At 36.1% G+C, this 16,233-nt stretch carries 16 protein-coding genes and 1 pseudogene; 9 read left to right on the top strand and 8 right to left on the bottom strand.

The features are described from left to right. The 4 genes from GV828_RS12955 to GV828_RS12940 form a co-directional block, all read left to right on the top strand. On the top strand, positions 1-232 hold a 232-nt coding region (locus GV828_RS12955; RefSeq protein ID WP_166537921.1), incomplete at its 5' end, for an integrase core domain-containing protein. 94 nt (positions 233-326) lie between these two features. Then, positions 327-662: a T9SS type A sorting domain-containing protein gene (locus GV828_RS12950; RefSeq protein WP_166537920.1), complete on the top strand. Its 336-nt coding sequence runs from the start codon at positions 327-329 to the stop codon at positions 660-662. A gap of 114 nt (positions 663-776) precedes the next feature. Beyond that, positions 777-1,547 (top strand): T9SS type A sorting domain-containing protein, encoded by a 771-nt coding sequence (locus GV828_RS12945; RefSeq protein WP_166537919.1) that lies wholly within the window; start codon positions 777-779, stop codon positions 1,545-1,547. Positions 1,548-1,626: 79 nt separating this feature from the next. Beyond that, a complete protein-coding gene (locus GV828_RS12940; RefSeq protein ID WP_166537922.1) occupies positions 1,627-2,649 on the top strand; it encodes a LuxE/PaaK family acyltransferase in 1,023 nt (340 codons plus the stop codon). A gap of 55 nt (positions 2,650-2,704) precedes the next feature. Here the strand turns inward: GV828_RS12940 and tyrS are convergent, their stop codons facing one another. Next, entirely contained in the window at positions 2,705-4,000 is a 1,296-nt protein-coding gene (gene tyrS / locus GV828_RS12935; protein WP_166537918.1) for a tyrosine--tRNA ligase, read from the bottom strand. Between the two features lie 468 nt (positions 4,001-4,468). Here tyrS and GV828_RS12930 point away from each other — a divergent pair, with 468 nt between their 5' ends. Further along, positions 4,469-5,470, top strand: a complete 1,002-nt coding sequence (locus GV828_RS12930; protein WP_166537917.1) for an NAD-dependent epimerase/dehydratase family protein — start codon at positions 4,469-4,471, stop codon at positions 5,468-5,470. On the opposite strand, the gene GV828_RS12925 is transcribed toward GV828_RS12930, so the two are convergent. From GV828_RS12925 to GV828_RS12910, 4 genes are read right to left on the bottom strand one after another with little or no spacing between them, the layout of a single operon-like run. Then, on the bottom strand, positions 5,471-5,977 hold the full coding sequence (locus tag GV828_RS12925; protein ID WP_166537916.1) for a GNAT family N-acetyltransferase: 507 nt from the start codon (positions 5,975-5,977) through the stop codon (positions 5,471-5,473). Between the two features lie 34 nt (positions 5,978-6,011). Continuing rightward, positions 6,012-6,401: a DUF4296 domain-containing protein gene (locus tag GV828_RS12920; protein ID WP_166537915.1), complete on the bottom strand. Its 390-nt coding sequence runs from the start codon at positions 6,399-6,401 to the stop codon at positions 6,012-6,014. A 13-nt stretch (positions 6,402-6,414) separates the two neighbouring features. Further along, positions 6,415-7,755, bottom strand: a complete 1,341-nt coding sequence (locus GV828_RS12915) for a dihydroorotase (protein WP_166537914.1) — start codon at positions 7,753-7,755, stop codon at positions 6,415-6,417. Positions 7,756-7,784: 29 nt separating this feature from the next. Then, positions 7,785-8,507 carry a polyprenol monophosphomannose synthase gene (locus GV828_RS12910; protein WP_166537913.1) on the bottom strand — a complete coding sequence of 241 codons (723 nt, stop codon included), beginning with the start codon at positions 8,505-8,507 and terminating at the stop codon, positions 7,785-7,787. 141 nt (positions 8,508-8,648) lie between these two features. Between GV828_RS12910 and GV828_RS12905 the strand changes: the two genes are divergently transcribed. Then, positions 8,649-9,314, top strand: coding sequence for a DUF4271 domain-containing protein (locus tag GV828_RS12905; RefSeq protein WP_166537912.1), 666 nt, complete (start codon positions 8,649-8,651; stop codon positions 9,312-9,314). 20 nt (positions 9,315-9,334) lie between these two features. After that, the gene (locus GV828_RS12900; protein ID WP_166537911.1) at positions 9,335-10,093 is read left to right on the top strand and encodes a uroporphyrinogen-III synthase; all 759 of its coding nucleotides are present in this window, start codon (positions 9,335-9,337) and stop codon (positions 10,091-10,093) included. Between the two features lie 87 nt (positions 10,094-10,180). Here GV828_RS12900 and pckA read toward each other — a convergent pair whose 3' ends face one another. Together pckA and GV828_RS12890 are read right to left on the bottom strand one after the other, a co-directional pair. Beyond that, positions 10,181-11,809: a phosphoenolpyruvate carboxykinase (ATP) gene (gene pckA / locus GV828_RS12895; protein WP_166537910.1), complete on the bottom strand. Its 1,629-nt coding sequence runs from the start codon at positions 11,807-11,809 to the stop codon at positions 10,181-10,183. A gap of 80 nt (positions 11,810-11,889) precedes the next feature. Continuing rightward, complete coding sequence (locus GV828_RS12890; RefSeq protein WP_166537909.1) at positions 11,890-12,273, bottom strand: DUF423 domain-containing protein; 384 nt, start codon at positions 12,271-12,273, stop codon at positions 11,890-11,892. 131 nt (positions 12,274-12,404) lie between these two features. Between GV828_RS12890 and GV828_RS12885 the strand changes: the two genes are divergently transcribed. After that, positions 12,405-13,775: a saccharopine dehydrogenase family protein gene (locus GV828_RS12885; protein WP_166537908.1), complete on the top strand. Its 1,371-nt coding sequence runs from the start codon at positions 12,405-12,407 to the stop codon at positions 13,773-13,775. A gap of 41 nt (positions 13,776-13,816) precedes the next feature. Here the strand turns inward: GV828_RS12885 and GV828_RS12880 are convergent, their stop codons facing one another. After that, positions 13,817-15,952, bottom strand: coding sequence for a M3 family metallopeptidase (locus GV828_RS12880; protein WP_166537907.1), 2,136 nt, complete (start codon positions 15,950-15,952; stop codon positions 13,817-13,819). A gap of 80 nt (positions 15,953-16,032) precedes the next feature. Between GV828_RS12880 and GV828_RS12875 the strand changes: the two are divergent. After that, positions 16,033-16,233 (top strand): annotated as a pseudogene (locus GV828_RS12875) (IS3-like element ISElsp1 family transposase); the annotation flags it as partial.

Below are 16,233 nucleotides of genomic sequence, written 5' to 3'. Positions count from 1 at the left end.
AGCTGAAAGAGTAAATGGAATCCTGAAAGAAGAATTTGGACTGCATGAAATCTTTGAAAACTATCAAAACTTATACAAACAAGTCATACAAGCAATTGATTTGTACAACAACTTAAGGATACATATGTCTATTAATATGGTAACTCCAAGTCAAGCACATCAACAAAAAACAATACAATTAAAACAATGGAAAAAAATAAATCGTAACAGAATTGATCCTGTCACGATTTAACTATATTTGAATTATTAACGAGTCAACCGTTTTTAGGACAACTCATGATAATAATTGAATTATTTTTGTAACTTTATAATACCAAATCTGTGATATGCTAAAAAATTACATTTATATAATTCTATTACTTTTTTCTTTTGGTTCCGCTGATACTTTTGCGCAGGAATCCAAAGGATCTAACCAACGTTCGCAGGAATTAATTGATGGTCTTAACTTTTACCCAAATCCCGTGAGCAACGGCAAAATTTATATTACTTCAAAGTCATCTTTGAACAAAGAAGTGACTATCTACGATGTTTTGGGAAAAAAAGTATTACAAAGTAACATGACGTCAAAAGAGCTAAACGTATCCTCACTTTCACCAGGAGTTTATATTATCAAAATAAAAGAGGGAGACGCTTCAGCTACCAGAAAACTAATTGTCAAATAGTTATAAAAATATCGTAAATTTACATTTAACCTAAATTTTACACGATTTTTTCTAAAACAAAGATTTTGTTGCTATCTTTGCAACGTAATTTTACTAAACAAAAAACAATTTAGAATGAAAAAACTTTACACTTTATTATTTACTGTTGCTCTTGGATTTGCTGCTACAGCTCAAAATTTAGTGGTGAACCCAACTTTTAATGATGGTTTGAACGGTTGGTCTGCTGGTCCTATTGCATCGTACACTGCACCAACATTAGTGGCAGCTGATGGTAGCGATGGAAGCAATTCAGCTCAATACGTAGCAACCGCAACAACAGGATTTTTCCAAGATGTTCCTGTAACTGCTGGAAATACTTTAAAAATTTCTTTTAGATACAAAGCTACTGGAGATGGTACTGACGCTCGTATTTGGAGTAACTATAAAGATGCTGCTGGAACAATTATTTACCAAGCTGCTACAAATACAGACGATCCATTAAGAAATAATAACGGATATTTACCGGCTGCAACTGATTGGACATTGCATGAAATTACTGTAGTGGCGCCAGCGAACGTAACTGTATTAACACTTGCTGTTAGAGCATATAACGGTGGAACTGTAGCTTTCGATCAATTTTCGGTAGAAGATATGACAATGAGCGTGAAAGAAAACAACATCGCTGGACTTAAAGTATATCCAAACCCGGTAACTGGTGGAAAATTCTTTATCTCTACAGATGCTAACACTACAAAATCTGTTGCTATTTTTGACGTACTTGGAAAACAAGTAGTAAACACTACTGCTACAGAAACTGTAAATGTTGCTAACCTTAAAGCTGGTGTTTACATCGTAAAAATCACTGAAGAAGGTAAAACTGCTACAAGAAAATTGGTTATCAAATAATCTCAAATTTCTAAAATACTAAAAGCTTCGGTAATTGCCGGAGCTTTTTTATTTTATACCTTTGCAAAAAGAATTTGCATTGATTTCACCCGAAGACATTTTCAATATTCAAAATCGCAAACAATTTGAAAAAATCGCCTTGAAAGTATTTCGCTTTCAATACGAAAACAATGCCGTTTACCGCGAATTTTGCCTTCATCTAAATGTGGAAAAGCAATCTGTAAAGTCGCTTACGCAAATTCCGTTCTTACCCATACAATTCTTCAAGTCGCACGAAGTTTTGTCTTCGTCAGAAGCAATTCAGGAAATTTTTACCAGTTCAGGAACCACGGGAACGGCCACATCTCGACACCTGGTAACAAATATTAATTTATACGAAAAAAGCTACCTAAAAGCCTTTTCAGATTTTTACGGAAACATCGAAAATTATGCCGTTCTCGCTTTGCTACCATCCTATTTAGAGCGTGAAGGTTCATCCTTAATTTACATGGTTGATGATTTAATCAAGCGCTCCAATCATCCCGAAAGTGGATTTTATTTGCATAATTATGACGAACTCCTAAACAAATTGATTGAATTAGAACAGAAAAATCAAAACGTAATTCTTTTTGGTGTTACTTATGCTTTATTAGATTTGGCAGAAAAAATCCAAATCCGGAAACAAAGTTCCGAGCATTCAAAATTCCCCCTTTGGGGATTAGGGGGCAACACCATCATCATGGAAACCGGTGGCATGAAAGGCAGACGCAAAGAAATGATTCGCGAAGAATTACACGAAATTTTATGCGAAGGTTTTGGTGTAAAATCAATCCATTCAGAATACGGCATGACCGAATTGTTGTCGCAAGCCTATTCTTTTGGTAACGGAATTTTCGAATGTCCAAACTGGATGCAAATTCTCGTTCGCGATACCGAAGACGCTTTAAGTTACGTCGAAGACGGCAAAACCGGCGGCATCAATGTGATTGATTTGGCTAATATCAACTCGTGTTCGTTTATCGCCACCCAAGATTTAGGCAAAAAAAAGCCCAACAACTCTTTTGAAGTATTGGGCCGTTTTGATCATTCTGATATTCGAGGTTGTAACTTAATGGTTTTATAGATTTCAGATTTTAGATTTAGGATTTGTTTTTTTAAACTTGAAACCTGAAACTCTTCTAAATCACTCTCAAAATAAAATAATTTTTCTTTCCTCTTTGCAACAATACAAATTCGTTATTGATTAAATCGTTTGTAGTAAGTGAAAAACCTTCGGCAACTTTCTCACGATTCACCGAAATAGAGTTTTCCCCCAAAGCGCGTCTCGCCTCTCCATTCGACTTTAAAAATCCTGATTTATCGTTCAAAACCTCAACAATATCAATTCCATTTTCAACATCAGCTTTGGCAATTTCCGCTTGTGGAACACCGTCAAAAACCTCCAAAAACGTCGCACTATCTAATTGTTTCAAATCATCCGAAGTGGCGTTTCCAAACAAAATATTCGACGCCTGAATCGCTTTTTGCAAAGCTTCTTCACTATGCACAAAAACCGTAATCTCTTCCGCTAATTTGCGCTGTAAAACCCTTAAATGTGGTGCTGTTTTATGTTCTTCAATTAAATTATCAATCGTTTCTTTATCTAAAAAAGTAAAAATTTTGATGTAATTTTCAGCATCAACGTCACTGGTATTCAACCAAAATTGGTAAAATTTATACACCGAAGTTTTGTCAGCATCCAACCAAATATTGCCCCCTTCACTTTTTCCAAATTTCGAACCGTCAGCCTTCGTAATCAAAGGCGTTGTCATGGCGTAAGCTTTAGAATTTTCGCCACCCATTCTTCGCACTAATTCCGTTCCGGTTGTAATATTTCCCCATTGGTCAGAACCACCCATTTGCAACAAAACATTTTTATTTTTGTACAAATGGTAAAAATCATAACCCTGAATCAATTGGTACGTAAACTCTGTAAACGACATGCCTTCGCCCTCTCCGCTAAAACGTTTTTTCACCGAATCCTTCGCCATCATATAATTTACGGTGATGCGTTTTCCCACTTCACGAGCAAAATCTATGAAAGAAAATTCCTTCATCCAGTCATAATTATTTACCATTTCAGGAGCATTCTCACCGGTAGCGTCAAAATCTAAAAATCGTGACAAAACACGTTTTAAACCGGCTACATTTTTAGCCAAAATTTCTTCGGTAAGTAAATTTCTATCCTCAGATTTCCCCGAAGGATCGCCAATCATTCCCGTTGCACCACCTACCAAAGCGATTGGTTTGTGCCCAAAATTTTTCAGATGAACCAGCAAAATAATTTGCACCAAACTCCCAATATGCAAAGAATCCGCAGTTGGATCAAACCCAATATAAGCTGCAGTCGATTCTTTCAACAATTGTTCCTCAGTTCCCGGCATCGCATCGTGAAACAAGCCACGCCATTTTAATTCTTCTACTAAATTTTTCATCTTAAAATAATTTGCACAAAGATAGCTTTAATAAAAAAAATTCCAATACAGAAATGCCAAATTCAAACAACCCAAAGCAAAATCTGAAATTATAAATTTTATCAGAAGCGAATCATTCCCGCACTTTCAGCTCCCGAAGCGTCGGGACATGTTACTGCTGTCAATCGGGGATTTGGGAAAAAACAAAGAGAATTCTTGCAAAGGTTCACAAAAAAACTCAATTCAGAATTCCCAAATTACAAGAGAAAAAAATTAAAGAAATCCTTTAATCTATGGCAAAAACAAATTCAAATAAAGAAACTCCAAGTCCCAAGCCTTTCCGACTTCGCGCCTTCGCGAGAAACCTTGCGTCCCGAAGCTTCGGGATTGCGGTTAAAAAAAATTTGAACAAAATAAATTTTAAATCTTTCAATCCTAAATCTTCAATCCTAAATCATATCTGAAATCTTAAATTCCTATTTTTGCAATATGATTCTCATCACTGGCGCTACCGGATTAGTTGGTTCTCACCTACTGTTACATTTGCTCGAAAACGGGCAAATGGTTCGTGCACTTTTTAATACCGAAAAAAATATTGCCAAAACCAAGCAACTTTTTGCCTATAAAAATCGGTTGGATCTTTTTGAAAAAATCAATTGGGCAAAAGCCAACATCCTTAATATCCCGGAATTAGAAAAGGCTTTCGAAGGAATCGAGTACGTTTATCATTGTGCGGCATTTATTTCTTTCGACCCAAAAGACGAAGAAAAACTACGCAAAACCAATATTGAAGGAACTGCAAATGTTGCCAACTGTTGTTTAGATTTTGGCGTAAAAAAATTATGCTACGTCAGTTCCATTGCGGCTTTGGGCGATTTACAACCACACGAAAAATTCATTGACGAAACCACTGAATGGAATCCGGAAAAGCCTCACAGCGATTACGCCATTTCAAAACATGGTGCCGAAATGGAAGTTTGGAGAACGCAAGAAGAAGGTTTAAAAACTGTGATTGTGAATCCGGGTGTGATTTTAGGTCCGGTTTTTTGGGAAAACGGAAGCAGCGAAATTTTTCATCGGGTAAAAGATGGTTTGTCTTTTTATACCAGTGGAAAATCTGGGTTTGTGGCGGTTGATGATGTAGTAAAAATCATCGTTCAATTGATGCACTCCGAAATCGAAAAAGAGCGTTTTGTTGTCATTGCAGAAAATATTGAAGTTCGAAAAATAGCTAACACCATAGCTGATGTTTTGCAAAAAAAACGCCCGAAACACAACGCAAGTCCCAAGATACTTTCCGTAGCTTGGCGATTAGATTGGTTTTTGGCAAATGTTTTTGGTACCAAAAGAAAATTGTCTCGTGCCACGGCGAAATCGCTTCACACTCAGGACTTATTTAGCAATGAAAAAATTGTAAAAACATTAAATTTTACGTTTACCCCAATTCAAGATTATTTAAAAAAAGTCACAAAAACTTTGAACAAAAAGTAATTATTGCAACACTTTCTCGTAAGCCCTTCGGGCGCTTCCTCTAAAATAAACTTCACCACAATATTGATAACCTAATCTTTCAAACAAACCCATCATGGCTGGATTGTCATAATTCGTGTCGGCTTTTAAACTGTAAATGTTGTGTTGCAACGCAAAAGTTTCAATTTCTTGCAACATTTTTTTAGCAATGCCTTGTCCTAAAAAATCTTCGGAAACCGCCACTCGATGATATACCACAAAATTTCCTTCGGACAACCATTTGCCCTCAATGGCTTGATAAACGGGTTCGTCATTGATTAAAATAGCACAATAACCCGCAATTTTTCCGTCGATTTCTAAAACGAAACCGTATCCATTTTCAATATCATTTTCTACAACGGAAACATTTGGGTAACCATCTTGCCATTGTTGACTTCCATCAGCTTTTCTTCGCAAAATACCGTCTTGTAAAATTTTCCAAATGGGTAATAGATCGTTAAGTTGTGCTTTTCTGAAAATTGTATTCATTTTTTTGAAATAAAAAAAGAGAGAAAATTCTCTCTTAATTGTTGGTTTGCGGTGTTGCTTGCAATGGTTTCACAGGATTGTTTTTCGCTAATGAATCTACCACCTTTTTTTCAGCTTGTAATTTTTCGTTAACTCGTTTATACATCCGTTCATATTTTTTTAAATCTTTCGCAGCATAATAAGCGTTACTATTTGCAAACTGCAAGCTATCAATTTTATATTTTTGATACACGTAAGTTTTTGGGTCAATTCCGGCAGAGTCCAACTCGGGTTTTGAGGTACTTCGCAAGGCTTGCAACAGAGAAAGATCGTACAAAATTTTCTCCATTTGCTCCATTTCGATTAGATTGTCAGGTTTTGGCACGGCTTCTTTTTTGCAAGAAATAATGAACAAAACCATAATACTCAACAATATTTTTTTCATGATTGAAAAATTTTTATCGGTTGAATTCCAAGCGTTTACCAGCAGGAATATCTTTTACTTTAAAATTGTTGTAAACCAATTCACCATTAACAAAAGTATGCGTAATTCTTGATTTAAACGTAAAATTCTCAAACGGCGACCAACCACATTTGTATAAAATATTTTCTTTTTTCACGCTCCAAGGCAAACCGGCATTGACAATCACTAAATCGGCGAAATAACCTTCTTTAATGAAACCGCGTTTTTCAATCTGAAATAATTTTGCCGGATTGTGTGCCATTTTTTCTACGATTTTTTCGATGGAAATTTTCCCTTGATGATACGCTTCAAACATGGCAACAACCGCATGTTGTACCAAAGGCCCTCCCGAAGGAGCTGAAGTATAAGGATTTTTTTTCTCCTCCAAAGTATGTGGTGCGTGATCTGTGGCAATGACGTCAATTCTGCCGTCAAGTAATGCTTCCCAAAGTGCGTCTTTATCGGCTTGGGTTTTTACTGCTGGATTCCATTTGATCAAACTGCCTTTTTTGTCATAATCTTCATTGGTAAACCAAAGGTGGTGAATGCAAACTTCTGCCGTAATTTTCTTTTCTTCCAACGGAATTTTATTGGTGAAAAGCGACATTTCTTTGGCTGTTGAAAGATGAAAAACGTGTAATCTCGCTCCAGTTTTTTTAGCCAATTCAATTGCTCTTGACGAAGAAATGTAACAAGCCTCTTCACTGCGAATTAAATGGTGAAACTTCACCGGAATGTCATCGCCGTATTGTTCTTTGTATTTTGCCAAATTTTCTTTGATGGTTTGCTCATCTTCGCAATGAACAGAAATCAGCAAAGGTGTACTCGAAAATATTTTTTCCAAAACACTTTCGTTGTCAACCAACATATTTCCGGTGGATGAACCTAAAAATAATTTGAGTCCAGCAACGGTTTTAGGATTTACCTTTAAAATTTCGTCGAGATTATCGTTCGTTCCGCCAAACATAAACGAGTAATTGGCAATGGATTTTTCTTTTGCTAACGCAAATTTTTCCTCCAGCAATTCAATGGTTGTAGTTTGCGGATTGGTATTTGGCATTTCGATGAAAGAAGTAATTCCTCCGGCAACGGCGGCACGAGATTCTGTATAAAGATCACCTTTGTGTGTGAGTCCGGGTTCGCGAAAATGAACTTGATCGTCTATGGCGCCTGGAATTAAATAATTTCCTTCGGCATTGATAATTTTTGTTGAAGACGATTTGGCACTTATAGTTTCGGCAATTTCCACGATGTATTCATTTTCGATTAAGACATCTCCTTCGAAAATTGTTCCTTCGTTGACAATTTTGGCATTTTTAATTAAAACACTTTTCATTTTTTATGGCGGTACGTTAAAAATCTGTATTACAAGGTATTAAATATTTTTTTTATTCTCAACACAACCACTCCAAAAATCGCTTCTTTAATAATAGAATTGCTCATTTTGGATTGTCCTTTTGTTCTGTCGGTAAAAATAATGGGAACTTCGGCAATTTTAAATTTTTTGGCAAAAGCACGGTATTTCATTTCGATTTGAAAAGCGTATCCGATAAATTTAATTTTGTCGAGGTTGATATTTTCGAGCACATTTTTTTTGTAGCAAACGAATCCGGCGGTTGTATCTTGGATTTCCATTCCCGTGATTAAACGAACGTAAACTGAGGCGAAATACGACAGTAAAACACGGCTCAAGGGCCAGTTTACCACGTTTACACCTGTTACGTAGCGCGAACCAATGGCTACATCAGCATTGCCAAAATGGCAAGCGTCAAAAAGTTTGGGGAGGTCTTGCGGATTGTGGGAAAAATCAGCATCCATCTCGAAGAGGTAGTCATAATTGCGGGCTAAACCCCATTTGAATCCGTGAACGTAGGCGGTTCCTAATCCGGATTTTTTTTGGCGAACTTCGAGAAAAAGGTTGGGGAATTTTTGTTGGAGTTCGATTACTTTTTCGCCGGTTTTGTCTGGCGAATTGTCATCAACGATGAGAATGTGAAACGGCTGATTGAGCGAAAATACCGCGGTCACGATGCTTTCGATGTTCTCAATTTCGTTATAAGTGGGGATTATAACCAGCCCGGTTTTCATAGTTTGTTTCAATTACGGTGGCAAAAGTACGTTTTTTAGGGTTTTTGTTTCCTAATAAAATGATAATAATTTTTAGCATGGGGTTGTTTTGCAGCCCAAAAAATTTTAATAAATGGACTGTTTTTTATGTAATTTTGCCAAATGAAAGATTTTTTCTTAGAACCGCGTTTTTTGGAAAGCCAGGATTGGGCTACGGTTTTATTTGTGGGAAGTTTTTTGTTAATTGCTGCAGCGAGAGGAATTTTTGAGCCGCGTTTTAGCGATTTTTCGAAGTTGGCTTTTAGCGATAAATACATTAAAATTTATCGGGATAGCGGAAATGTGGTGAGTTGGTTTACGATTATGCTGTTTGTGGTTCAGGCGGTTTCGTTTTCGTTTTTTATTCAAATTTCGCTGTCGTATTTGGGTGTGGTTTCAAAGTTGGATTGGATTGTTTTTGTAAGAATTTTTACTCTTTTGTCGGTTTTTGTGTTGTCGAAATATTTGATTGAAAAAATTATAGCGACAGCTTTTAATGTAGAAGAATTTACGGAACAGTTTAATTTACAAAAAGTTAGCTACAGAACTTACGTTGGCATGCTTTTATTGCCGATTAATGTGGTGCTGTTTTACCACGATAATATTCCGGATTTATTGGTTTACATAGTAATTAGTGTAATTTTACTAATAAATGTAGCGACATACTTGGTTTCTTTGAAGAATTATCAAAATTTAATCTTAGGCAAGTTGTTTTATTTTATTTTGTATCTTTGCGCTCTTGAAATAGCCCCTTATTATTTCATCTATTATTGGTTTACAAACAGGTAGCAAACAAGTAACAGTTAAGTATGAAAGTGAAAACAATTTTGGTGTCGCAACCAGAGCCTAAAGTGGAAAATTCTCCTTATTTTGAGCTTCAGCAAAAACATAAAGTCAAAATTGATTTCAGGCCGTTTATACATGTTGAAGGCGTTGGGGCAAAAGAAGTTCGGGCTCAGAAAATTGATTTAAACAATTTTACCGCGATTATTTTAACCAGCAAAAACTCGATTGATCATTTCTTTAGAGTTGCCGAGGAAATGCGTTATAAAATCCCTGAAGATTTGAAATATTTTTGCCAATCTGAAGCGGTGGCTTTTTATTTGCAAAAATATGTGGTGTATAGAAAACGTAAGATTTACGTGGGACAAAAGGATTTTGCAGATTTATCGCCTTTGATTAAAAAATATAAAGACGAGAAATTTTTGCTTCCAGCTTCAGACCAGTTGAATGCTGATGCTCCGCAAACGTTGAACAGCTTAAAGGTAGATTGGAAACAAGCTACTTTTTATAAAACGGTGATGAGCGATTTGAGCGATTTGGCCGATGTTTATTACGACGTTTTGGCATTTTTTAGCCCTACGGGAATTAAATCTTTGTTTATGAATTTCCCTGATTTTCAACAAAACAATACCCGAATTGCGGTTTTTGGAAGTACCACGCAAAAAGAAGCTTTAGACCACGGACTTCGTGTGGACATCATGGCTCCAGCTCCTGAAACTCCTTCGATGACGATGGCTTTGGACAAATATATTGCGAAAGCGAACAAGGAAGAGAAGGGTAAATAAACATACTTTATAAAAACCAAAAACCGTTCACAGAACGGTTTTTTTTTAATCCGCCAATTGGCAAATTTCTTCGGGGAAATTAATTTTTTATACTACTTGCGGACCAGCTTTTCTGAGGTTTTTACCTTCTTCGTTGGTCGCATATTGCTCGAAGTTCGCCACGAAAAGCTTTCCTAAATCTTTTGCTTTGGTTTGCCATTCAATTTCGTTTTCATACGTTTTTCTCGGATCCAGAATGTTTGATTCTACTCCTGCCAAAGCCGTTGGAATTTCTAAATTAAAAATTGGTAAAGTTGTCATTTCAGCATTTTCTAAAGAACCATCTAAAATCGCATCGATAATGGCTCTGGTATTTTTTATCGAAATTCTTTTTCCGGTACCATTCCATCCGGTGTTTACCAAGTAAGCAGTCGCATTATTTTGCTCCATTTTTTTCACTAATTCTTCTCCGTATTTTGTAGGGTGAAGTGATAAAAATGCTTTCCCGAAACAAGCTGAAAACGTCGGTTGTGGTTCGGTTACGCCTCTTTCGGTTCCGGCTAATTTTGCCGTAAATCCAGAAAGAAAATGGTATTTTGTTTGTTCCGGTGTTAATTTTGCAACAGGTGGCATTACCCCAAAAGCATCTGCCGTTAAGAAAATGACTTTGGTAGCATGACCTGCTTTTGAAATCGGTTTTACAATATTATCTATGTGATAAATTGGGTAAGAAACACGGGTATTTTGAGTAATAGAACCATCGTGGAAATCAATTTTCCCGTCAGCATCTAATGTTACATTTTCTAAAAGTGCATCTTTTCGAATTGCGTTAAAAATATCCGGTTCGTTTTCTTTACTCAAATCAATCGTTTTGGCATAACATCCCCCTTCAAAATTAAAAACACCTTCGTCATCCCATCCGTGTTCGTCATCCCCAATTAATTCGCGTTTCGGATCTGTTGAAAGCGTGGTTTTTCCAGTACCCGAAAGTCCAAAAAACACCGCAACATCGCCGTCTTTTCCTTTATTTGCAGAGCAATGCATGGAAGCAATTCCTTGAAGTGGTAAGTAATAATTCATCATCGAGAACATTCCTTTTTTCATTTCACCACCATACCAAGTACCACCAATAATTTGCATTTTTTCGGTTAAATTAAAAGCGATATAAACTTCCGAATTTAATCCGTGTGCTTTAAAATCTTTAAATTCCGTTTTAGAAGCGTTCATCACCACAAAATCCGGCTCGCCGAAATTTTCCAGCTCTTCTTCTGTTGGACGAATGAACATATTTTTTACAAAATGCGCTTGCCAAGCCACTTCCATAATAAATCTCACTTTTAAGCGAGTACCTTCATTAGCGCCACAAAAAGCATCTACCACAAAAAGTCTTTTGCCCGAAAGTTGGTTTACGGTAGTTTCTTTTAAAGCGTCCCAAGTTTCGGTAGAAATCGGTTTGTTGTCGTTTACTGCTTTGGGCGAAGTCCACCAAATAGTATCTTTGGTTTGCGCATCTTCAACAATATACTTGTCTTTAGGAGATCTTCCGGTAAAATCTCCTGTCATCACGTTTACTGCTCCAAGTTCTGAAACTTGTCCTTTTTCAAACCCTTCGAGATTGGCATTTAGTTCTTCATTGTAAAGTAAATCGTAAGATGGATTGTAAACCACTTCATCAACATTTTTGATACCGTACTTTTCCAACGAAATCGATTTCGTAAATTGGGCGTAATTGTCCATAAAAATTATAAATTAGTTGTGTTTAATTAACAGTGCAAAAGTAGAAATTAAAATTGTATGTTATTCAATTTGGCAAAAAATTATCCTTTCTTTTTTATTATGTTCAAAAATAACAGCAACCAAGCGAGTATCATTAAGAATCCTCCAATTGGCGTGATAAATCCAATGCATCTAAAATCTATCCCAGTTACCGCTTTTGTGGCCAAAAGATAAATTGAAAACGAAAAAAGTATCACTCCTATAACGGTGAGATAAAAAATTACTTTTTTGGCTTTCGCCAAAATTTCTGCGCGACTTACAAATAGCAAAAAAAATGCATGGTACATTTGATACCTCACTCCAGTTTCAAAGGAAATTAATTGATCCGAACTTAAGTAGGCTTTCAAAGCATGTGCTCCAAATGCTCCAAATACAATTGCCAAAAAACCGAATAATAAAGCTGTTGCCTGAATTTTCTTTTCCATATTAATCAAAAAAAATATCTGTTCAAAGTTAGTATTTAATACTGTTAAATTTCCAATGTAAGCGCGAATTAGTTTGAAAAAACATAACAAATGCCTATGTTTGTGTTTATTTTTCAACAATTTCCCTTTCTATGAGAAACATACTCATTATTGGAGCCGGAAGATCTGCATCTTCCCTAATTCAATATTTATTAAACAAATCTGTTCCTGAAAATCTTTTCATCACAATTGCTGATCTTTCATTCGAACTCGCTCAAAAAAAAGCTGCCAACCACCAAAATGCTCGTGCGATTTCTTTCGATATTTACAATCCGGAACAACGAAAAGAAGAAATTTCTAAAGCTGATATTGTCATCTCCATGCTTCCTGCTTCTATGCATATCGAAGTAGCAAAAGATTGCATTTCGTATAAAAAACACATGGTTACCGCCTCTTACATTAGCAATGAAATGCAAAATCTGGATGCCGAAGCCAAAGAAAATAATTTGGTTTTCATGAACGAAATTGGTCTCGATCCTGGAATTGACCACATGAGTGCCATGAAAGTAATTGATGAAATTCGTGCCGAAGGCGGAAAAATAATTTTATTCGAATCTTTCTGCGGTGGTTTAGTAGCTCCCGAATCCGATAATAACTTATGGAACTATAAATTCACCTGGAACCCGAGAAATGTTGTAATTGCAGGACAAGGTGGTGCTGCTAAATTTATTCAAGAAGGCAAATACAAGTACATTCCCTATAATAAATTATTTCGTAGGACGGAATTTTTAGAGGTTGAAGGTTATGGTCGTTTTGAAGGTTATGCAAATCGTGATTCTTTGAAATACCGCAGCGTTTATGGACTAGATGATGTCTTAACATTATATCGTGGTACGATTCGTCGAGTGGGTTTTTCCAAAGCTTGGAATATGTTTGTCACCCTCGGAATGACCGACGACAGCTACGTGATGGAAAATTCGGAAACAATGACCTATCGCGAATTTGTAAATTCCTTCTTACCGTATCATCCAACCGATTCGGTAGAAATTAAACTTCGTTTGAGCCTCAAAATTGATCAGGATGATATCATGTGGGACAAACTTTTGGAACTCGATTTATTTAACAGAAATAAAATTGTTGGACTAAAAAATGCAACGCCCGCTCAAATCCTCGAAAAAATACTTTCTGACAGCTGGACATTAGCACCAAATGACAAAGATATGATTGTAATGTATCATAAATTTGGCTACATTCTTAATGGTGAACAAAAACAAATCGATTCTAAAATGGTTTGCCTAGGCGATGATCAAACATACACTGCAATGGCAAAAACTGTAGGTTTACCTGTGGCAATTGCGGCACTAAAAATACTAAATGGCGACATCAAAACCCCAGGAGTCCAACTTCCTATTACAAAGGAGGTCTATCAACCCATTTTGGAGGAACTAGAAGATTTTGGCGTTCTTTTCATTGAAAAAGAAGTTCCATATATGGGTTATAATCCCAAAAATGTTTCCAGTTAAAGTAAAAAATCCTTCAGCGACAACTGAAGGATTTCTTTTTTTTAACCTTTTATTTTCTTTAAATTTTCAGGTTTTTGATCCAAACCTCGCTTACGCAAAAGTGGCTCTACACTAGGCTCTTGACCACGGAATTTTTTATATAAAACCATTGGATCTTCGGTTCCGCCTTTTTCCAAAATATTTTCACGGAACATTTTAGCGTTTTCTTGGCTAAAAAGATCGGTAGTTTTGAATGCTTCAAAGGCATCAGTATCCAATACTCCTGACCAAATATAACTGTAATATCCCGCAGAATACCCACCCGAAAAAATATGCTGAAAATAAGTACTTCTGTATCTAGGAATAATTGCGTCAATCAAGCCAATCTTTTGCATTGAATTTTTTTCAAATGTATTCGCATCAATTGTTATCGGCTTCTTCTGAGAATGATAATCCATGTCTAGAAATGACGCTGCTAAATATTCTACAGTGGCAAAACCTTGGTCAAACGTACCAGCATTTTGCATTTTTTTAATCAATTCGTCTGGAATTATTTTCCCGGTTTGATAATGCTTGGCATACATTTTCAATACTTCAGGTTCTGCAGCCCAATTTTCCATAATTTGGGAAGGCAATTCGACAAAATCTCTCGAAACGCTTGTTCCCGCTAGACTTTTATAAGTTACATTGGAGAGTAACCCATGAAGTGCATGACCAAATTCGTGGAAAAATGTGGTGACTTCGTCAAAAGTTAAAAGTGCAGGTGCGTTTCCGGTTGGCTTAGAAAAATTACACACTATGGAAATCACCGGTGCTTTTCTCTCTTTTTCTACCATTTTTTGGGTTCGATAAGAAGTCATCCAAGCGCCACCTCTTTTGGAAGCTCTAGGAAAAAAATCCATGTATAAAACACCCACGTGTTTTCCATCAGCTTCAGTTACTTCCCAAACCGAAACTTCGTCATGGTATTTTGGAACGTCTTGTAATTGCTTGAATTTTAATCCATATAATTTTTCGGTTACCATAAAAACACCTTCCCGAACATTATCTAAACTAAAATATGGCTTGAGCTCCTGTTCATCTAAATCAAAACGTTGCTTGCGAATTTTTTCCGTATAATAACGCCAATCATAAGGTTTTACGTTATCTTTCACGCCATCGGCACTCATCATTTTTTGGATATCTGCCACTTCAATTTTTGCTTTTTCCAAAGCTGGTTCCCACAAATCTGTCAATAATTTATTCACGTTCTCAGGATTTTTTGCCATTGATTCTTCCAGACCAAAAGCTGCGTGAGAATCATACCCAATCAACCTCGCTCGTTCACCACGAAGGTTTGCGAGTTTTACAGCGTTTTCTTTATTATCAAATTCGTTATTTTGATTAGACCTAGATTGGTATGCATTCCAGATTTGCTCGCGCAATTTTCTGTTAGCGCTATATTGCAAAAATGGCATCACGCTAGAATTAGCAAGGGTAAAAACCCATTTCCCTGATAATTTTTTTGCCGTTGCTTCTTCGGCAGCAGCCGTAATTAATTCTTGTGGCAAGCCAGCCAAATCTCTTTTATCTGCAATCACCAATTGGTAATTATTGGTCTCCGCCAAAATATTTTGCCCATAATTTAATTGCAAAAGAGAAATTTCGGCGTTTAATTTTCTCAATTTCGCTTTATCCGAAGTTGACAAGTTAGCACCACTACGAACAAATCTTTTGTAAGTTTTTTCAAGTAATTTATCTTGCTCTGGTGTTAAAGACAATGTAGATTTTTCATCCCAAATTGTTTTGACTCTGTCAAATAGTTTATCGTTTAAATAAATATTATCGTTATTAGCAGAAAGCATCGGCGAAGTTTCCCGTGCAATTTTCTGAATTTCGTCGTTGGTATTGGCACTATTTAGGTTTCCAAAAACCTGATTTACGTTCGACAGCAATTCGCCGGAATTTTCGAGCGCTTCAATAGTGTTAATAAAAGATGGATAAGCGGTATTTGATGCGATTGCTTCAATTTCGCGTTGTTGTTGCTCAATTCCTTTCTTAATTGCTGGTAGAAAATGTTCGTTTTTAATGAGATGAAACGGTGGCACTTCAAACGGCGTTTCATAGGGCTTAAAAAATGGATTCATATTTTGTGAGTCTTGCGCATTCATCGATAACAAATTACTTATCGTCAGGAGAATGAAAATATTTTTTTTCATAAAAATTAATTTGTGGAAACGTAAAGATAGGTTTTTTAAATTGTCTTGTCCTGAAAAAAGTGGACTAAATTTTAGTAAATATGTCGACAAAAAAGAAAATTTTAAAAATTGCAAATCCTCCACAAAATTATAGCGAAGCATTTAAACTTCAAGATGTGAGTGAATATGAAAGGGGTTTATTCACCAAGGCAGAACTTCAAAGACGCTACAATATTCTTGGGCATAGTTGTATATCAAAATGGTTAAAAAAATATGGTAAATTTACCTATGAAGACAAACTT

It is taken from the genome of Flavobacterium ichthyis (genome assembly GCF_009915155.1).
GTDB lineage: Bacteria > Bacteroidota > Bacteroidia > Flavobacteriales > Flavobacteriaceae > Flavobacterium > Flavobacterium ichthyis.
The sequence above is the reverse complement of the archived record's forward strand: the minus strand, read 5'-3'. Positions and strand labels throughout refer to the sequence as shown.